Origin of the sequence: Anaeromyxobacter sp. Fw109-5, assembly GCF_000017505.1 — a bacterium.
In the GTDB taxonomy this organism is placed as follows: domain Bacteria; phylum Myxococcota; class Myxococcia; order Myxococcales; family Anaeromyxobacteraceae; genus Anaeromyxobacter.
Genome location: NC_009675.1, coordinates 4,038,080 through 4,057,209 on the forward strand (window position 1 = coordinate 4,038,080; position 19,130 = coordinate 4,057,209).

Annotated in this window: 16 protein-coding genes; 12 read left to right on the forward strand and 4 right to left on the reverse strand. The window is 74.2% G+C overall.

Features of this window, described 5'->3' with window-relative positions; genetic code table 11:
- Nucleotides 1-3 precede the first annotated feature (3 nt).
- On the forward strand, nt 4-969 hold the full coding sequence (locus ANAE109_RS17665; protein WP_012098244.1) for a M28 family peptidase: 966 nt from the start codon (nt 4-6) through the stop codon (nt 967-969).
- A gap of 34 nt (nt 970-1,003) precedes the next feature.
- On the opposite strand, the gene ANAE109_RS17670 is transcribed toward ANAE109_RS17665, so the two are convergent.
- Entirely contained in the window at nt 1,004-1,240 is a 237-nt protein-coding gene (locus tag ANAE109_RS17670) for a hypothetical protein (protein ID WP_012098245.1), read from the reverse strand.
- 230 nt (nt 1,241-1,470) lie between these two features.
- Nucleotides 1,471-3,492, reverse strand: a complete 2,022-nt coding sequence (locus tag ANAE109_RS17675; protein ID WP_041448476.1) for an ATP-dependent helicase — start codon at nt 3,490-3,492, stop codon at nt 1,471-1,473.
- Between the two features lie 201 nt (nt 3,493-3,693).
- Between ANAE109_RS17675 and ANAE109_RS17680 the strand changes: the two genes are divergently transcribed.
- Nucleotides 3,694-5,475 (forward strand): dipeptidase, encoded by a 1,782-nt coding sequence (locus tag ANAE109_RS17680; protein WP_012098247.1) that lies wholly within the window; start codon nt 3,694-3,696, stop codon nt 5,473-5,475.
- A 149-nt stretch (nt 5,476-5,624) separates the two neighbouring features.
- Here the strand turns inward: ANAE109_RS17680 and ANAE109_RS17685 are convergent, their stop codons facing one another.
- Nucleotides 5,625-6,512: an RluA family pseudouridine synthase gene (locus ANAE109_RS17685; protein WP_012098248.1), complete on the reverse strand. Its 888-nt coding sequence runs from the start codon at nt 6,510-6,512 to the stop codon at nt 5,625-5,627.
- Between the two features lie 142 nt (nt 6,513-6,654).
- Here ANAE109_RS17685 and ANAE109_RS17690 point away from each other — a divergent pair, with 142 nt between their 5' ends.
- The 6 genes from ANAE109_RS17690 to ANAE109_RS17715 all read left to right on the forward strand — a co-directional run bounded on the left by ANAE109_RS17690 (nt 6,655) and on the right by ANAE109_RS17715 (nt 14,057).
- Complete coding sequence (locus tag ANAE109_RS17690; protein WP_012098249.1) at nt 6,655-7,839, forward strand: cache domain-containing protein; 1,185 nt, start codon at nt 6,655-6,657, stop codon at nt 7,837-7,839.
- A gap of 170 nt (nt 7,840-8,009) precedes the next feature.
- Nucleotides 8,010-9,389, forward strand: a complete 1,380-nt coding sequence (locus tag ANAE109_RS17695; RefSeq protein WP_012098250.1) for a multiheme c-type cytochrome — start codon at nt 8,010-8,012, stop codon at nt 9,387-9,389.
- Nucleotides 9,390-9,399: 10 nt separating this feature from the next.
- Entirely contained in the window at nt 9,400-10,557 is a 1,158-nt protein-coding gene (locus tag ANAE109_RS17700; RefSeq protein WP_012098251.1) for a hypothetical protein, read from the forward strand.
- A gap of 15 nt (nt 10,558-10,572) precedes the next feature.
- Nucleotides 10,573-12,435, forward strand: a complete 1,863-nt coding sequence (locus ANAE109_RS25890) for an ATP-binding cassette domain-containing protein (protein WP_012098252.1) — start codon at nt 10,573-10,575, stop codon at nt 12,433-12,435.
- A 41-nt stretch (nt 12,436-12,476) separates the two neighbouring features.
- The gene (locus tag ANAE109_RS17710; protein ID WP_234945175.1) at nt 12,477-13,049 is read left to right on the forward strand and encodes a caib/baif family protein; all 573 of its coding nucleotides are present in this window, start codon (nt 12,477-12,479) and stop codon (nt 13,047-13,049) included.
- A 21-nt stretch (nt 13,050-13,070) separates the two neighbouring features.
- On the forward strand, nt 13,071-14,057 hold the full coding sequence (locus tag ANAE109_RS17715) for a M23 family metallopeptidase (RefSeq protein ID WP_012098254.1): 987 nt from the start codon (nt 13,071-13,073) through the stop codon (nt 14,055-14,057).
- Here the strand turns inward: ANAE109_RS17715 and ANAE109_RS17720 are convergent.
- On the reverse strand, nt 14,044-14,835 hold the full coding sequence (locus ANAE109_RS17720) for an inositol monophosphatase family protein (protein ID WP_041448477.1): 792 nt from the start codon (nt 14,833-14,835) through the stop codon (nt 14,044-14,046). The genes ANAE109_RS17715 and ANAE109_RS17720 overlap by 14 nt on opposite strands.
- Nucleotides 14,836-15,012: 177 nt before the next feature.
- On the opposite strand from ANAE109_RS17720, the gene ANAE109_RS17725 reads away from it, so the two are divergent.
- The 4 genes from ANAE109_RS17725 (at nt 15,013) to ANAE109_RS17740 (ending at nt 19,126) form a co-directional block, all read left to right on the forward strand.
- Nucleotides 15,013-15,855, forward strand: coding sequence for a hypothetical protein (locus tag ANAE109_RS17725; protein ID WP_041448478.1), 843 nt, complete (start codon nt 15,013-15,015; stop codon nt 15,853-15,855).
- Nucleotides 15,856-15,870: 15 nt separating this feature from the next.
- Nucleotides 15,871-16,572, forward strand: coding sequence for a hypothetical protein (locus ANAE109_RS17730; RefSeq protein ID WP_012098257.1), 702 nt, complete (start codon nt 15,871-15,873; stop codon nt 16,570-16,572).
- Between the two features lie 12 nt (nt 16,573-16,584).
- A complete protein-coding gene (locus ANAE109_RS17735) occupies nt 16,585-18,744 on the forward strand; it encodes a PKD domain-containing protein (RefSeq protein ID WP_012098258.1) in 2,160 nt (719 codons plus the stop codon).
- Between the two features lie 91 nt (nt 18,745-18,835).
- On the forward strand, nt 18,836-19,126 hold the full coding sequence (locus ANAE109_RS17740; RefSeq protein ID WP_012098259.1) for a hypothetical protein: 291 nt from the start codon (nt 18,836-18,838) through the stop codon (nt 19,124-19,126).
- Nucleotides 19,127-19,130: the final 4 nt, after the last annotated feature.

The following is a 19,130-nucleotide window of genomic DNA, read 5'->3' on the forward strand; positions in this document are numbered from 1 at the left end:
GCGATGCGCGCCGCGATCCCCCTCCTCCTCGCCCCGGCGCTGCTCTCCGCGGCGTGCGGCCACCGCCGCCCGAGGCCCGCCGCCGAGCTGGCCTGCCGCGCCGTGCGCGCCGACCCGGCGCGGCTGCGGGAGCACGTCGAGGCCCTGACGACGCGCTTCCAGCCGCGGAGCGCGGCGCACCCCGCGAACCTGGACCGCGCGGCGGCGTGGGTGGAGCAGGCCTTCCGCGCGGCGGGTGCCCAGGAGGTCGAGGCGCAGGTCTACCCCGCGTTCCGGGCGAGCTACCGGAACGTCATCGCCCGGTTCGGGCCGGACACCCCCGAGCGGCTCGTGCTGGGCGCGCACTACGACGCGGCGGGCGACGATCCCGGGGCGGACGACGACGCGAGCGGGGTGGCGGGCCTCGTCGAGATCGCCCGCATGCTCGCGGCCCAGCCGCCTCCGCTCCGGGTCGAGCTCGCCGCCTACACCCTCGAGGAGCCGCCCGGCTTCGCGACCGAGGCCATGGGCAGCGTCGTGCACGCCCGCTCGCTCAAGGAGGCGGACGTCCGGGTGCGGCTCATGATGTCGCTCGAGATGCTCGGCGCGTTCTCGGACGTCCCGGGGAGCCAGTCGGTCCCGGTCGGCATGAAGCGCGACGCCCTGCCGATCACCGGCGACTTCATCGCCATCGTCGGCCGGAGCGGCCACGCCGGCATGGTCTCCGAGATCGCCGCGGCCATGCGCTACGCCTCGGCCGTGCCGGTCCAGACGCTCGTCGCCGCGCGCGACATGCCCGGAGTGGATCTCTCGGACCACCGCAGCTTCTGGGACCTCGACTACCCGGCGGTGATGGTGACGGACACCGCGTTCTTCCGGAACCCGCGCTACCACACGCCGGAGGACACCCCGGACACCCTCGACTACCCGCGGATGGCGGAGGTGGTCGAGGGCGTGCATTGCGTGGTGCAGGCGGTGGCGAGGCGGTGATACCCGAGGGGTCTGCCCCGTCTTGACGCAGCCGCTACCCGGCGCTGCGTCGCGCGGCGCGCCACGAACGCCACGACAACCAGGCGCCGGCGAGCAGACACAGGATCTCGACGGACGTCAGCGCGCTGATGACGCCGAAGCGCGTGAGGGGCGCGAAGACCGCGTCCCCGCCCGCTTCGCCCCGAGCCCGCCGGGGTGACAGGTCGAGAATGGCGAGCGCCGCCATGGCCGCGACGAGGAACAGGCCGACGACGAGTCTCCTGCGCGCCATCACCGCCTCCGAAGGTCGCGGAGCGCGCGACGACCCGTCCATCCGGAATTGCGTCTACGCGCCAATTCACTGCTCGTGCATGAGACGGATCGTGAGTCCCGGGCGCAACGCATCTCTTGGGGAGCCGCGCTGAATCGGTTCCCATCATTGCCGGCACGGTCCGCGGCTCTCGGGGCCGAGTTCCCGCGAACCGCTGTGGCGCAATGACGCGGCGAGCCGCTGGCCCTCCGCTAGGCCTTCCCGCCGCCGAGCCTGGCCCGCAGCGCCGCCATGACGCTCTCGGTCTGCGCCGCGACCTGCGCCGGCGAGGACGACAGCGCGTCGGGATCCACCTGCTCGTGCGCGTCCGGGGGCAGGTCGCCGAGGAAGCGCGACGGCGTGCGCGGCAGGAGCTTCCCGCGCTTCGTCCGCGTCGCCGCGCGGGTGAGGTAGAGCCGCTCTCGCGCGCGGGTGATGCCGACGTAGGCGAGCCGGCGCTCCTCGTCGAGATCGCGCGCCTCCCCCTGGATGCCGGCGCAGGGGAGCAGGTCCTCCTCCACCCCCACGAGGAAGACGACCGGGAACTCGAGCCCCTTCGCGGCGTGCAGGGTCATGAGCGTGATGCCGTCGTCCTTCGCGGGGTCCTCCTCCGAGCGCGAGTCGAGCGCGAGCCGCTGCAGCCACGTCGCGATCGACGGCCGCGCCGTGCGCTGCTCGTAGCCCTCGAGCGAGCGGAGGATCCCGTCGAGCGCGTCCACCTTGCGCTGCCCGGCCTCGAACGACTGCACGCTCGCGCGGGCGTGCCCGTACAGGTCCACCTCGGCGACGAGCGCGCGCGCCGCCTCCGCCACCCGCCCCTCCCCGAAGCGCGCCCGGTACCTCTCGATGAGCGCGACGAAGGCCGCCATCCGCTCGGGCGCGCCTTTGGGCAGCTCGGGGATCTCCGCGGCGCGGCCCAGCGCGTCGAACAGGTGGACGCCCCGCGCCACCGCCCACGCGTGCACCCGCTCGAGCGACGCGTCCCCGATGCCCCGCGCCGGCACGTTCACGATGCGGGCGAGCGACACCTCGTCGTGCGGGGAGACGCAGACCTTCAGGTACGCGAGGAGGTCGCGCACCTCGGCGCGGTCGAAGAACGCGGGCCCGCCGTGCATGACGTACGGCATGGACGCCTCGCGCAGCGCCTCCTCGATGGGGCGCGACTGCGCGTTCAGGCGGAACAGGATGGCGAAGTGGCTCCAGGGCCGGCCCTCCTGGCGGAGGCGCGAGAGCTCCTCGGCGACGAAGCGCGCCTCGTCCTCCTCCTGCGCCAGCGCGAGGACGCGCACCGGCTCGCCCGGACCCGCGGCGGTGAAGAGCCGCTTCGGCTTGCGCTCGGCGTTCTTCGCGATGACCGCGTTGGCGCAGTCGAGGATCCGCCCCGTGGAGCGGTAGTTCTGCTCGAGCCGGATCTCCCTCGCGCCCGGGAAGTGGCGCTCGAAGCGGAGGATGTTGCGCACCTCGGCGCCGCGCCAGCCGTAGATCGCCTGGTCGTCGTCGCCCACCGCGCACACGTTTCGCCGCTCGCCGGCGAGGTGCTTCAGGAGCTCGAGCTGCGCGACGTTCGTGTCCTGGTACTCGTCCACGAGCAGGTAGCGGAACCGGCGCTGGAGCCGCCGGCGCACCTCGGCGTCGCGGGCGAGCAGCTCGACGGGCTTCGCGATGAGGTCGTCGAAGTCCACCGAGCGCTGCGCCCGGAGCGCCTGCTCGTAGCGCGGGTAGACCTCGCTCGCGACGAGGTCGTAGTCGTCCCCCTGCCCCTCGGCGCCCGGGACGATGCGCTTCTTGCCCGCGTTCTTCGCGCGAGAGACGAGGGCGAGGACGCGCTGCGCGTCGAAGGCGCGGTCGTCCACCTTCACCTCGCGCATGCAGCGCTTCACGAGCGCCGCCTGGTCGCCCGCGTCGCAGATCGCGAAGCGCTTCGGGAGGCCCGCGGCCTTGTGCTCCTCCTTGAGGAGCCACAGCCCGAAGGAGTGGAACGTCGAGACGAACACGTCCACGCCGGGGGGGCCGGCGAGCGCCGCGACGCGCTCGCGCATCTCGCCCGCGGCCTTGTTCGTGAACGTGACGGCGAGGATCTGCTCCGGCTCGACCCCCTGCAGCAGCAGGTAGGCCACCCGGTGCGCGATGACGCGCGTCTTGCCCGAGCCGGCGCCCGCGAGGACGAGGAGCGGCCCCTCCGTGGTGGTCACTGCCTCGCGCTGCGGTGGGTTGAGCGTCGAGAGGTCCAGCATCGGAGCCGCGCGTTGTGACACGCGCACCGGCCACCCGGCAAGACTTGACTCGCCCGGACGTCCGCCCGGCGGGCTGGCGGCTCTCGTCGCCGACGCGCGCCGCAGGACCCTGAGGCGAAGTCGCGGACCTGCAGGTCCAGGTGACGTGAGGAGGGCACGGGCGCGCTTGCCGCGGGTCAATTCCGGTTATGCTGCGCGCCCATGATCCGTCGCTCGCTCGCCGTCCCGCTCGCCGCCCTCTTCGCGGCCAGCGCGCTCGCCGCCCGCCCCGCGCGCGCCTGCACGAACATCCTGGTCTCCCGCGGCGCCACCGCGGACGGCTCCACGCTCGTCACCTACGCCGCCGACTCGCACGACCTGTACGGCGAGCTGTACTACACCGCCGCCGCCCGCCACCCGGCCGGCGCCGCGCGCGAGGTCGTCGAGTGGGACACGGGCGACCGCCTCGGCCAGATCCGGCAGGCGGAGGTCACCTACAACGTCGTCGGCAACATGAACGAGCACCAGGTCGCGATCGGCGAGACCACCTTCGGCGGCCGCGACGAGCTCGTCGACCCGAAGGGCGGCATCGACTACGGCAGCCTCATGTACGTCGCGCTCGAGCGGGCGCGCACGGCGCGCGAGGCGATCGAGGTCATGACCTCGCTCGTCGCCGAGTACGGCTACCGCAGCTCGGGCGAGTCCTTCTCGATCTCGGATCCGAAGGAGGTCTGGATCCTCGAGATGATCGGCAAGGGGCCGGGGCGGAAGGGCGCGGTGTGGGTCGCCCGGCGCGTGCCCGACGGCCACGTCTCGGCCCACGCGAACCACGCGCGCATCCGCCAGTTCCCGCGCAACGATCCGAAGAACACCCTCTACGCGAAGGACGTCGTCTCGTTCGCCCGCGAGAAGGGCTGGTTCACGGGCAAGGACGAGGACTTCAGCTTCTCCGACACCTACGCGCCCCTCACCGCCGGCGCCCTGCGCGCGTGCGAGGCGCGGGTGTGGAGCGTGTTCCGCCGGGTCGCCCCGTCGCTGAACCTCTCCGTCGAGCACGTGACGGGCGGCCCGAGCGCGCCGCGCCTGCCGCTGTGGGTGAAGCCCGACGCCAAGGTGTCGGTCCGTGGCGCGATGGAGCTCATGCGCGATCACTTCGAGGGGACCCCGCTCGATCTCTCGCAGGGCGTGGGCGCCGGCCCGTTCGCGCTGCCCTACCGGTGGCGGCCGATGACCTGGAAGGTGGACGGGGCCGAGTACCTCCACGAGCGCGCCATCTCCACGCAGCAGACCGGCTTCTCGTTCGTGGCGCAGGCGCGCGAGTGGCTCCCGGGGCCGATCGGCGGCGTCCTCTGGTTCGGGCTCGACGACACCTACTCCACCGTCTACGTCCCCCAGTACTGCGGCAACCGCGCGGTCCCGCGGACGTTCGGCGTGGGCAGCGGCAACTTCCAGGAGTTCAGCTGGGACTCGGCGTTCTGGGTCTTCAACTTCGTCTCGAACTGGGCGTACGGGCGCTACAGCGACATGATCCAGGACGTCCAGAAGGTGCAGCGGGAGCTCGAGAGCGGGTTCCTCTCGCGGCAGGAGGACGTGGAGAAGGCCGCCCTCGCCCTCCACAAGACGTCCCCGGGGCTCGCGCGCGACTACCTCACCCAGTACTCGGTCGAGCAGGGCGACCGCACCACCGCGCGCTGGCGCAGGCTGGGAGAGACGCTCATCGTGAAGTACCTGGACGGGAACGTGCGCGACGAGCACGGCAAGGTGAAGCATCCCGATTACCCGGAGGGCTGGCGGCGGCGGATCGCGCAGGACCGGGGGGAGCAGATCAAGGTGGTGAGGTTCCCGGGGGAGAAGGAGGAAGAGGAGCCGACCTCGACCCCGACCTCGACGGCGCCGGATCGGACGGCCGCTCATCCCGAGCGCAGCGACCCCGCGGCCGCGGCGGCGCGGAGTCGAGGGACGACCCCGACCCCGAGCGGATCTCCTGAGGCCGCTCGCCCGTGAGCGTGGCGACGCGGCGCCGGCCGCGGCGCGAAGTCGAAGGGGCCCGACCGCGACCTCCCGAACCGCTCGTGGTTCGACAGGCTCACCACGAGCGGCTGCTCGCTGCTTCCGCTCGCCCTGAGCCTGTCGAAGGGCGAGGCCGTGAGACCCTAGCCGCCGCGCGCCAGCGCCTCGATCGCGCGCGCCAGGTCCTCCGGGAGCGGCGCGCGCACCTCCACCCGCGCCCCGTCGCTCGGGCGGGGGAACGCGAGCCGCTCGGCGTGCAGCGCCTGGCGGGCGATGGCCTCCGACGCCACGCCGTACACCGCGTCGCCCAGCACGGGGAACCCCGCCTCCGCGAGCTGGACGCGGATCTGGTGGGTGCGCCCGGTGTCGAGCACGACGCGGAGGAGCGCCGCGCCCGTGAGGCGCCGCTCGACCGCGAAGGTGAGGCGGGCGCGGCGGGGGGACGGGGCGCGGGTGGTGAAGCGTCGAGGGTCGGCGGCGCTGCGGCCGTACGGCGTGTCGAGCGCGCCGCGGTCCGGCGGCGCTCCGGCCGCGAGCACGAGATACTCCTTCTCGACCGCCCGGCCCTCGAACGCGGCGCGAAGCGCGGCGAGGGCGCGATCGTGGCGCGCGAGGAGAAGCGCCCCGGTCGTGTCGCGGTCGAGCCGGTGCGGCAGGCCCGGCGCCGCCCGACCGTCGACGTCGAAGGTCCCGATCCGGCTCGCCGCCCCGACGGCGGACGGCGCCCCCGGGCTGGAGGGCTCCACCGCGAGCCCCGCCGGCTTGGAGACGACGAGGCAGTCGGGATCGTCGTAGAGCACCGTCAGCGCCGGGCCCGAGGCGCGCTCGGCGCGCGGCGCCGGCCGCTCCACCTCGACCCGCTCCCCCCCGAAGAGCCGCCGCTGGATCGCGCAGGTCTTGCCGCGGATACGCGCCCTGCCCGCCTCGACGAGCGCGCGTGCCCGGTCGAGCGGGATCGCCAGCGCCCCGGCGAGCCACCGGTCGAGCCGCTCCCCCGCCGCCTCCCGCGGCACCTCCAGGATCTCCCGCATCGCGGGATCTTGCCACGCTCCGGCCTCGAGACGCCCGGCCCCTCCGGTGCGATCGACCCGGTACGCGTCCCCGCGGCTGGCGCGGCCGCTGTCCCGCGTTCGTGGTAGGGTCGCTCCGTCGCGGGGGCGTGACGGAGACCTGATGCGAAGCCTGTCGGTCGAGGTGAAGCTGGCCCTCGCGCTCACCCTCGTCGCGCTCGGGGTGACCCTGGCCGGCGCCTGGCTCACCACGGCGTGGATCGAGCGGAACGTCGAGGCCGCCGCCGCGGTGTCGCTGCACCGCGCCTCCGAGGCGTTCGACGCGGAGGAGCACGCCCAGCTCGAGAAGCTCGCCGCGACGCTCGACGCGCTCCTGGGGAACCCGGAGCTGCGCGCCGCGTTCGTCGCGCGGGACCGCGAGCGGCTGCTCGCGGCGGCCACCCCGATCTTCGAGGTCATGCGCGAGCGGAACGGGATCACGCACTGGTACTTCCACCTCCCCGAGCCCGACGACGCCGTCTTCCTGCGAGTGCACCTCCCGGAGCTCCACGGGGATCACGTCGAGCGCGCGACGCTGCGGCGCGCCGAGGAGACGCGCGAGCTCGGGGCGGGGAAGGAGCTCGGCAAGACCGCCTTCGCGCTGCGCGCGGTGCGCCCGTGGCTCGAGGATGGGAAGCCGATCGGCTACGTGGAGCTGGGCCAGGAGTTCGACCAGTTCCTCCGCCAGCTGAAGACGCGCACCGGCGACGACTACGGCCTGCTCGTGCAGAAGAGGTTCCTCGACGAGCGGGCCTGGGCGAGCGTCCTCGGGCCCCGCCAGAACACCTGGAACGATCGCCCGGACGTCGTGGCGATCGACGCCGGCCCGTTCACCGAGGGGCTCGCCGACTTCGACGCCGACGTCGAGGCGCTCCCCGACGAAGGCCGGGTGCTCGGCCACGTCGAGCGGGGCGATCGGGCGCTGCTGCGCGGCATCGTGCCGCTGCGGGATGCGAGCGCGCGAAAGGTGGGCGGCCTCCTCGTGCTGCACGACTTCACCCCGCAGCACGAGGCCCTCGAGGCAGGCGCCCTCCGGATGTACGCCGCGTTCCTGGCCGTGTCGCTCGCGGGCGCCGCCGCCTTCCTCGCGCTCGTGCACGCGCTCGTGTTCCGGCGGCTCGCGCTGCTCCGGCGCGGACTCGAGGCGCGCGCCGCCGGCCGGCCGCCGCCCGCACGCTCCGTTCGGCTCCGCCGCGCGGACGAGCTGGACTGGATCGAGGCGCTGTTCGAGCGGCTCGCCGGTCGGGGGAGCGGAAGCGAGACTTCCGGCGGTGAGCGGAACGCACCGGCGGCACCTCCGGAGCCCTGAAGAGCGCGAGGCCTCCCCGGTCCCGCAGGGGAGCGCGCCGGCGGGCGGGCGGGCGCGTCATCGCGTCACGCCCCGGCTCGACACGACCCGCGCTCACGCTGGGTGCCTACCATCGCGCCGATCCGGCGACGCGCGGCGGAGCGGGAGCGCGCCCCGGGAAGGAGCCGGCCATGTTCACCCTCCGTCACGCCGCCAGCGCGGCCGCTGCCGTCGCGCTTTCGCTCGCTTCGCCCGCGCTCGCGGCCCAGCGCGCCTCCCCTCCCGGCAAGTCGGGCGACGACGCGCTCGGCTCGCGCAAGTACTCCGACTACGACAAGCCGCAGGCCTGCGCCGGCTGCCACGTGGACATCGCGCGCCAGCACGAGCAGGCGATGATGTCGCAGGCGTTCACGCACCACTGGGACGAGATCGAGTACTTCGAGCTCGCCGTGCCGCACGCCGAGAAGGTCGAGAAGGTGAAGGGGGTGAAGGCGGGCTGCAACGGCTGCCACTCGCCGCTCGCGTTCCTCGCCGGCGACATCCCGCCCAGGCCGGTGGCGGCCGGCACGCGCGCGAACGAGGGCGTCTCGTGCGAGGTCTGCCACACCATCGTCGACCGCGGCGGCGATCCATCGGTGAACTACAACTGGATCTCCGAGCCCGGCAAGACGAAGCAGGGGACGCGCGCGGGACTCCAGAGCCCCTACCACAAGACCCGCGAGAACCCGTTCCTCCGCACCGCCGAGTTCTGCGGCACCTGCCACAACGAGCAGGACCCGTGGGGCGTCTGGGTGAAGTCCACGCAGCTCGAGTGGAAGGAGAGCCCCCAGGCGAAGGCCGGCATCGTCTGCCAGGACTGCCACATGCCGCCCGCGCCCGGACGGAGCGCGCGGATGGGGAAGGAGCGCCCGGACATCCGCCAGCACCTCTTCCACGGCGCGCACGACGCCGGGAAGCTCGCGGGCGTCGCGGAGGTGCGCGTCCACCCCGAGGCGCGCGAGGTCGAGCCGGGCGATCCCATCCGCCTCACCGCGGTGGTGGTGAACGCCAAGGCGGGGCACAAGATCCCCTCCGGCTCCGCCGAGGAGCGGGTGCTCTGGCTCCACTTAGAGGCGAAGGACGCGTCCGGCAAGGTGTGGCCGCTGCGCGTCGACCGGAAGGGCTTCGCGGGCGAGGAGTACACCATCGCCGACCCGAGGGCGCTCGCCTACCAGGACATCGGGGACATCCGCGGGATCGCCGGCTTCCAGGGGTTGCCGCGGGACGGCCTCGTGCCCGGGGGCGACCGGATCTTCCGGCTGCCGTACCTCGACGAGAAGGGGCGGATGACCATCGCCCAGTGGAACACGGCGAGGCTCGGGACCGACTACCGGCTCGCGCCGCTGCAGGCGGTCTCGGAGACCTTCACCTGGTCGCCGCCCGACCTGCCCGAGGGACCGGTCACGGTGACCGCGACGGTCTGGTACTCGCGCCTCGTCTCGTCCGTCGCGGAGTTCCTGAAGGTCCCGCGCGAGGAGTACGAGCCGGTCCTCGTCTCCACCCACACCACCACCTTCACCGTCCTGCCCTGAGGAACCCGCCGTGATCCGACGCGTCCTGGCCCTCCTGCCGCTCGCCGCCGTCGCCGCAACGCTCGCCCTCCCCTCGCCCGCGGAGGCGATCCCGGCGTTCGCGCGCCGCTACCGCTTCTCGTGCACCACCTGCCACGCGCCGTTCCCGCGCCTGAAGCCGTACGGGGAGGAGTTCGCGGGGCGAGGTTTCGCGCTCGAGCCGGGCGGCGAGCCCGCCCGCGCGACGCTCGACCTCGGCGACCCGCTGCTCGATCTGCCCCGCGAGTTCCCGCTCGCGCTGCGCTTCGACGCGTTCGGGACGGTGAACGACAGCTCGCCCGAGCTCGACTTCCAGACGCCCTGGATCTTGAAGCTCCTCGCCGGCGGGCGGATCGCGGACAAGGTCGGCTTCTACGCCTACTACATCCTCGAGCAGGGCGAGCCGGGCAAGATCGAGGATGCGTACCTCCAGGTCTCGGACGTGTTCGGCCTCCCGGTGAACGTGCTGGCCGGGCAGTTCCAGGTGTCGGATCCCATCGCCAAGCGCGAGCTGCGGCTCGAGCGGCTGGACTACGAGATCCTGCGGACGCGCGTGGGCGACTCCGTCGTGGATCTCACCTACGACCGGGGCGTCGCGCTGACGACCGGCGTGGGACCGGTGAGCGCCTACGCCACGGTCACGAACGGGAACGGCATCGAGGGCGCGCAGGGCGGGCGCTTCGACACGGACTCGTACAAGAACGTGTCGCTCCACCTCTCCGGCGACGTGGGCCCGGTGCGCCTGGGCGCGTTCGGCTACTGGGGGCGCGAGCGCCGCGACGGGGTGAACGACACGATGGTCTACTGGGGTCCGCAAGCGGCGATCACGCTCACCGAGATGCTCCACCTCTCGGCCGTGTACCTCGAGCGCTACGACTCGAACCCGCGCTTCGGCCCCGTCGACGAGGACCTCGTGACCCGCGGCGGTTTCGTCGAGGCGCTCTTCCTTCCTGCCGGCGCCGACGGACGCTGGGTGGTCGTGGCGCTCTACAACCTCGTCCGCTCGGACGACGACGCGGCCGACGCCGAGTCCGCCGCGCTCTCGTTGCAGTGGCTGTTCCGGCGGAACGTGCGGCTCGCGGCCGAGGTCGACCACGACCTCGAGCGCGACGCCTGGAGCGGCAGCATCGGCACCAGCGCGGCCTTCTGACAATATAGGAGGGACGTGCCGGCGCCCCTCGTCACCCTCGATCGCGTCGACGTCCGCCTCGCCGGCGCGAGCGTGCTCGCGGGCGTCTCGCTCGAGGTGCGCCGCGGCGAGGGGCTCGCGGTGGTGGGCGCGAGCGGCTCCGGGAAGTCCACCCTGCTGCGCCTCCTGCGCGGCGAGCTCTGGCCGCATCCGGCGAGCCGGGGTCGCCGGCTCTTCCACGGCGCGGACGGCGCGAGCGAGAGCCCCATCGGCGTCCGCGAGCGCTTCACGCTGGTCGCGCCGGAGGCGCAGGACGCCTACGTGCGGCGCGACTGGGATCTGCGGGCCGAGGCGGTGATCCGCTCCGGCTTCTTCGACGCCCCCTACCCCGCCGAGCGCGCGACGCCGTCGCAGGCGGCGCGGGTGCGAGCGGTCGCGGAGCTCCTCGACGTCTCGCCCCTGCTCGGCCGATCGATCCTGGAGCTCTCCCGGGGCGAGGCGAGGCGCGTGCTCCTCGCCCGCGCGCTCGCGCCGGCGCCCGAGCTGCTCGTGCTCGACGAGGCGTGCGACGGCCTCGACGCGCACGCGCGCGAGGCCTTCCTCGCGCACGTGTCGGAGGTGCTGCGGTGCGGGACCGCCGTGGTGATGGCGACGCACCGGCCCGAGGAGATCGTCCCCGAGATCGCGCGGGTGGTGGTGCTCGAGGCCGGGCGGATCGCGAGGGAAGAGGGACGGGAGGAGTACCTGGCGCGTCTCGACCGCTCGGCCCGATCCGCGAACGGATCTCCAGCGGCCGGTCATCCCGAGCCCTTCGACTCCGCGGCCGATGGCCGCTACGCTCAGGACAGGCTGCGCGTCTCCGCGGCAGCGGAGACGCGGAGTCGAGGGACCCCGACCTCGACCTCGACCCCGACCCCGACCCCGACCTCGACCCCGACCTCGACCCCGACCTCGACCCCGGCCTCGACCTCGACCCCGACCTCGACCTCGACCCCGACCTCGACCCCGACCCCGACCCCGACCCCGACCCCGACCTCGACCCCGACCTCGACCCCGACCTCGACCCCGACCCCGACCTCGACCCCGACCTCGACCTCGACCCCGACCCCGACCTCGACCCCGACCCCGACCCCGACCCCGACCTCCGAACCGCTCGCTGGTTCCGCTCGCCCTGAGCCTGTCGAAGGGCGAGCGATCCCGACTCCGCCGACCTCCCCCGCCTCCCCGCGGTTCTCCCTCTCCTCCGTCACGGTCCTCGTCGGGGGCCGCCCCGTCCTGCGGGACGTCTCCTTCTCGGTCGCGCCCGGCGAGCAGCTCGCCTTCGTCGGGCCCAACGGGGCCGGCAAGTCCACCCTGCTGCGGCTGCTCGCGGGCGAGGAGCAGCCGGCCTCCGGGACGATCACGCGGCTCGACCTCGGAGCGCGCGCGAGCGCGCTGGAGCTGCGTGGCCGGGTAGGCCTGGTCTCCCCCGAGCTCCAGGCGCGACATCGCTTCGACGCGACCGGCGAGGAGGTCGTCCTCTCCGGCTTCGCGGGCACGATCGGCCTCGCCGTCGCGCCCAGCCTCGCCGAGCGCGCCGCGGTCAGCGCGGTCCTCGCGCGGCTCGGGATCGCGGCGCTCGCGGCGCGGCACCTGCTGTCGCTCTCGTACGGCGAGCTGCGCAAGCTGCTCCTCGCGCGTGCGCTCGCCCCGCGCCCGGAGGCGCTCCTCCTGGACGAGCCGCTCGCCGGGCTGGACGCCGCCTCCCGGGCGTGGATGCTCGCCGCCCTGGAGGAGGCCTGCGCCGCCGGCGCGGCTGCCGTCGCCGTCTCGCACCACGCCGACGAGCTCCCCACGGGCGTACGCCGCGTCGGCTGGCTCTACGGCGGGCGGATCGTCCGCTGGGGCGGTCGTCCGTAGCTGGATTCCCTTCGACGGGGATCCGGGGCAGGATGTCCCCGATGGCCGACGACCCGCGCCACCGCCCCCCGCTCGCCCCACCGCCCCCTCCCGAGCTCGCCCGGACGCCGGCCGTCCGCGAGATCCGGGGCTCGATGTTCATCGACACGGCCGCGGGCACGTTCCAGGACCTGCGGCCGCCCCCGCCCCCCGTCATGTCGCGGCGCGAGTTCGAGGCGGAGCTCCAGCGGCTGCTCCGCAGCTACGAGGGCGACGCGTCGAACCCCGGATCGATCCGCTGCGAGGGCTGCCGCCGCTGCGCGAGCTGCATGTTCTGCGTGGACTGCGAGGAGTGCTATCGCTGCACGCACTCGCGGGGCTGCAAGTCGTCCACCCACCTCACGCACTGCGTGGACTGCGTGGGCTGCCACGACTGCGCCTACTGCGTGGCGAGCGAGAACTGCACGAGGTCGAGCTACCTCGTGCTCTCCCGGGCCTGCTCGGAGTGCACGTACTGCTTCGGCTGCGTGGGGCTCCAGAAGAAGGATTTCCACATCCTGAACGTGAAGTACACGCGCGCCGAGTACTTCCGGATCGTGAAGTCGCTCCAGGAGGAGCTCGGGCTCGGCGGGTAGCCGCCGCCCGCGCCCACCGAAATGACGGCTCCCGCCCTCCTCGCGCTCGCGGTCGTCCTCGCCGCCCCTCCTCGCCTCCACGTGACGACGGCGCCCGCGGCCGCGCGCCCGGGAGACGCGGTCCTCGTGCGGGTGTCCGGCGCCGCGGCGGAGCCGCGCGGCGAGCTCGCCGGGCGACCGCTGGCCTTCTTCCGCGCGGGCCGCGAGTGGCGCGCGTTCGCCGCGCTGCCGACCGAGACGCCCGTCGGCCAGGTGCGCGCGACGGTCGAGGCCGGCCGCGCGCGGGCCGAGGGTGTCGTCGCGATCGTGGAGCCGGGCTGGCCGGCCCGGGCGATCGGCGGCGTGCCCGCCAAGTTCGTGAACCCGCCGCCCGACGTGACCGCGCGCATCGCCGCCGATCGCGCCGCCTTCGACGAGGCCTACGCGCGGCCGCCCGAGCCGCCGCGCTTCCGGCGCGCCTTCGCGTGGCCCAGGCGGGCGCGCGTGACCGGCCGCTTCGGCGACCAGCGCGTCTTCAACGGCGTGAAGCAGAGCGTCCACTACGGAACCGACGTGAGGGGGCCGGTCGGGGCGCCCATCCGCGCCGCGAACGACGGCCGCGTCGTGCTCGTCCGGGAGGCGTACCTGTCCGGACGGACGGTGGTGCTGTCCCACGGGGCGGGAGTCTTCACCGCGTACTTCCACCTCTCCCGCATCGACGTCCGCGCCGGCCAGACGGTCCGCCGCGGGGCGCAGATCGGCAGGCTCGGCGCCACCGGCCGCGCGAGCGGGCCGCACCTGCACTGGAGCGCGCGCGTCGGTGGCCTGTTCGTCGATCCCGAGTCGCTCCTCGCGATCGATCCCGCCAGGGGAAAGGCTCCGCCGCGCGCGCCGCGCCTGCCGCCGGCCGCGCCGCCGGCGCCCACCGTCGCCGGCGCGGGGCAGCCAGCTCCCGCTCCCGCCGCCGGCGCGCTCGAGGCGCCACCGCAGGGCGGGGACGCCGGCCCGGCCTCCCTCAGCGCGCCGTAGTCCCGATGACCTCGAGCATCGGCGGGTGGAGCCCCGGCGCCGCGGCGACGATGTCGCCGGTCTCGAGCATCCGGTCTCCCCCTCCCATGTCGGTGACGAGGGCGCCCGCCTCGCGCGCGAGGAGAATCCCCGGCGCGATGTCCCACGGCTTGAGGCGCTGCTCCCAGAACCCGTCGAACCGTCCCGCGGCCACGTAGGCGAGATCGAGGGCGGCCGAGCCGAAGCGGCGCACCGCGCGGGCCTTGCGGATGAACGCCCCGAACAGCCGCAGCGGGAACTCGTTGTGCTGGTGGATGTCGTACGGGAACCCGGTCACGAGCAGCGAGCCGACGAGCCTCGCGCACCCGGAGTGCCGCAGCCGCTCGTCCCCGAGGAACGCTCCCTCCCCCCGCGCCGCCATGAAGAGCTCGTCCCGGAGCGGGTCGTAGGTCGCGCCCGCCGCGAGGCCGCGCGCGTCGGCGACCGCGACGTTCACCGCGAAGTGCGGGACCCCGTGCGCGTAGTTCGTGGTGCCGTCGAGCGGGTCCACGAAGAAGCGCAGCTCCCCGACGCCTTCCCCGGACGCCCCCGACTCCTCGGCGAGGATCGCGGCGCCCGGGAGGCGGCCCCTCAGGAACCCCAGGACCGCGGCCTCGGCCGCGCGGTCCGCGTCGGTCACGAGATCGATACCGCCCTTCAGCTCGATGATGCGCTGAGTCTTCCACCGCTCGCGCAGCACCGCGCCGCCCCGGCGGGCCGCCTCGACGCAGATCTCCCTCAGCTCCGCCGCCTCCGCCACTTCCACCTCCGTGAGCCGCCGCAGCCCCGCGCCGCTCGGCCGGAGGACAGCATAGCCACATCGCCCGCGGCGCGCAGCCGCCGTGGGCGAGCCGCGCAGCGCCGCGGCGCCCACCTCCCCTCATCCCTTGGACGAGTGACGCGCGCCGCTTCACGTTTCGTTCACAAGTCACCCAACGTGCACTACGCTCCCGCGAACTTCGATCTCCGGGTGGACCTCATGATCGCACGACGTCTCGCAATCGCCCTCGCCACAGCCCTCGCGGCGTCCTCCGCCGCGCGCGCGCAGACCGCTCCGCCGCGCCGCGCTCCGGCCGCCGCCACGGCCGCGAAGAAGCCCGCTGCGAAGAAGGCTCCGGTCGCGCCCGCCACGCCGCCGGCACCGGCCACGCCCGAGAAGGCCCCCGCGGCGGCCACGGCGCCGGCGATCGCCGCGACGCCCGCCGCGCCGGAGCCGCCGCGCCCCACCTTCTCGCCGCTGCCCGCCGGCCGGACCCTCGCCGGCGAGGCCTGGCGCGGCACCCTGCTCGTCGGACCGGAGATCTACGACGGGGCGACCGCGCTCAAGCTGCGCGCCGATCTCGAGACGGATCTCCTGCCGCTCGCGCCCAGGGCGATGCTCTCGGGCGTGGTCTGCCTCGGGTTCGCCCGCTGGAGCGAGGACGAGACGACGCCCTTGCTCGACGCGCAGGTCACCTCCGAGGCGAGCACGAACACCTTCGAGCTCGTGCCCTCGCTGAGGACGAGCGTCGGCGTCGGCAGGAAGGGGACCCTGCACGCGGACGCAGGCCTCGGCCTGTTCCACGCCCGCACCTCGGTCGAGACGAGCGCGCCCGGCCTGGGCTCCGTGAAGGGCTCCTCCTCCACGACCGGCGCGGTGCTGCGCTTCGGCGTCGGCGGCCAGCTCGACGTGAACCCCCGCCTCCGCCTCGCGGCGGAGGCCATCGGCCTCAACTTCCACCTCGCCGACGGGGGCGCGACCTCGGTCACGATCCTCGGCGGCGCCGCCTACCGCTTCTAGGCTCCGGAGGACGTCGTGAACGGATCCCGCCTCGCCCTCGCCGTCGGCGTCGCCGCCGCGCTCGCCGCCGCACCCCGCGCTGGCGCGCAGCCTGCGCCCGCCGCCGTCCCACTCCCTCCACCGCCGCCGGGCACCGCGCTCGTGGCGCCCGCGCCGGCCTCCGCCTTCGGCGCGGGCTGGGTCGGCCTCGCCGCCGGCCCCTACGCCGCCTTCGACCGCGGCCGCTCGGTCGCGCTGGTCCTCGACTTCGGCATCGAGCGCGCACCGCTGGGCCGCTTCGACGCGGAGTGGCACCTGGCGGTGGTGGCCGTGAACCCGACCGAGGAGACCGGCCTCAGCAGGGTGCAGCCCTCGCCCGGCTACGGCGTGCCGGCCATGACCGTCCCCTCGGGCGTCGAGGACGCCAGCGCGGTCGTCGTCGAGGTCGTCCCGATGATGCGGCTGCGCTACCCCTTCGTGCCGGGCTTCGGGCTCGTGCTCGACGGCGGCCTCGGGGTGTGCCAGACGTTCGAGCGCTACGAGCGCGACGAGATGTTCGTCGGGCGCTCGGAGCGCACCAGGAACGTGACGGCGGTCGCGCTGCGCGCGGGCGTCGGCGTCGCGGTGGACTTCACGCCGCGGCTGCGGCTCCTGTTCGAGCCCATCGCCCTCTCGGCCCAGCTCGGCGCCGACTACTCCGGCTTCACTCCGCTGCTCGGCCTTTCCTACCGGCTGTAGGGATCGCGTGCCATGACCAGACGCCTCTTCGCCCTGACGCTCGTCTCGTCCCTCCTCTCCGCCTGCCAGCTCGGCGGCGGGACCGAGCAGTTCGTCCCGCCCGCCTCGTGCACGCCGATCCAGGGCGCGTGCGAGACCAACTCCGACTGCTGCTCGTACGGCTGCATGAGCGGGATCTGCACACCGAACCCGGTCCCCGGCGGGATCTGCCGGACCAGCGACGACTGCGGCGTCGTGATGGACGCGACGGGGTTCCACTACATGGGCTGCAAGTCCGGCGCGTGCACGACCGACGTGGTCTGCCGCGACGACGCGGACGTGTGCGACTCCGACAACGACTGCTGCAGCGGCAACTGCGTCGGCGCGTCCTGGGGCACGTCCGGCCAGTGCAAGCCGAACTCGGCGCCGGTCGTGGATCTCGGGGCGGACCGCGAGATCCCCTACAGCCGCACGGCGGCGCTCACCGCGACGGTCTCCGATCCCGACGCCACGGACACGCTCGTGTACGGGTGGACGCTCGTCGCCGCCCCGCCGGGCAGCACGGCCACGATCTCGAACCCCACCGCGGCGAGCCCCACCTTCGTGCCGAACGTGCCGGGCGCGTACCACCTCCGGCTCGTGGTCACCGACGGCCCGACGACGCAGCGGAGCCGGCTCCAGGGCTCGGACGAGGTGACGCTCGTGGCCGTCAACCACCCGCCCCTCGCGGACCCGGGCGCGGGCTCGAGCCACGCCTCGCGGAACGTCCTCCAGCCGCTGGTCGCCCAGGTGTCGGACCCCGACCTCGACCCGCTGACCTGCACGTGGAAGATCTCGTCGCCCGGCCACGCGGAGGAGATCCGCCGCGGCCCGGAGGCGTGCGCGGGCACCTTCGCCTCCGACTTCACGCCTGACCTCGAGGAGACCTGGACGGCCACGCTCGTCGTCACCGACGGCGTGAACACCACCACCGTCTCGGCCGCCTACGCGTGCGTGAACGACCCGCCGGTCGCGAGCGCCGGGCCCGCGCGCGCCGGGAACCTCGGCGGCGGTCCGGTCCCGATCCAGGGGAGCGCCACCGACGTCAACGGCGACACCGCCTTCGAGTACCTCTGGTCGTTCGACCAGGTGCCGGCGGGCAGCAAGGTCACCGACACGCCGCTGCCGGCGACGGCGGCCGTGAGCTTCACGCCGGACGTGCTCGGGCAGTACGTCCTCCGCCTGCGGGTGAGCGACCGGCCGGGGTCGTACACGGAGAGCACGGTGGACGTGCAGGTGGACCGGAGGGTGATCGCCGTTCACGACGTGAGGGTCGCCGCCTACGCCAAGACGGCGAATCGGCTCGTCGTCGCCGGCCAGGACCCGGACGACTCCACGAAGGGGCGCGTCTCGGTCCTCGATCCCGCGACCGGCAACGCCGTGGCCTACGCCCAGCTCTCCGGGGTGCCGACGTCGATCGACACCAACGCGGATGCGACGCTCATCGCCGCGGGAGGGCCCGCCGCGCTCTGGTGGGTGACGGTCTCGGGCACGACCGCCACGCCGAACGTGATCACCCAGGTGCCCTTCTCGATCAACGACGTCGTCGCCGTGGACGCCCGCCGCATCTTCCTGCTGCCCGCGACGAGCGGCTCGTACGTCTACGCGTTCGACACGCAGAACGCGGCGCAGGGGCCCGTGCAGACGGCCGCGCGCGGGACGAAGGCGTCGCTCGACCCGTCCACCCGCAACGCGCTGTTCGTCTGGGATCCGGGGTGGGGTGAGCTCAGGCGCTACGCCGTCAACTCCACCGGCCAGGGCTCCTCGAGCCTCGGCGCGACCAGCGTCTACGCCCCGACGAGCGGCGTCTCGGATCTGTGGGTCTCGCAGAACGGCGACGCGCTGTTCCTCTCGTCGGGCGCGATCCGCTCCACCATGACCCTCGCGGCGCTCGCGGAGTCGCTGGGGTTCTCGCCCGGCCTGGTCGACTCCTCGGCGGACGGCCGGATCGTGGCGGTGGGCTCGGGAGCCAGCCAGCTGCGGCTCTTCTCGTCGGTCTACGCACCCGCTGGCACCGACCTCCTCCCGCTGTGGGGGTTCGACGGCAACCGGAACCAGACGACCGCCCGACACGCGTTCCTCTCGTCCGACGGGAACACGCGCTACGCGATCGTCTCCGCCGCGGGGCGGTACGGCCTCGTGACGTTCCCCTGACGGGCCCCCTCGGGACCGCCTCCGCGCGCCGCCGCGCGCGGGGGCGGAACCTGCCCGCCCCGCCGCGCCGCGCTGCGCTACACTCCGCGGCATGCTCAAGCTCCTCGCGGTCCTGCGCACGCTGTTCCTGATCTTCGTCATCGGGTACACGGTCCGTGCGATGACGTGGACGTTCGACCTGCCCACGGACTCGGCCGAGGCCTACAACCTCTGCCGCACGGGGCTGTCGGGCCTGCGCAAGGCGGCCTGGATCGCCATCGGCTGGATCGCCTTCGAGACCGCGATCGGCTGGTGGCTCGCGACCCGCGTGGCGCGCGCGAAGCTCCCCGCGGACGTGCCGAAGGGCGGCGAGCCGCCGTTCGCACCCCCCGGCCACCGCTGACCCT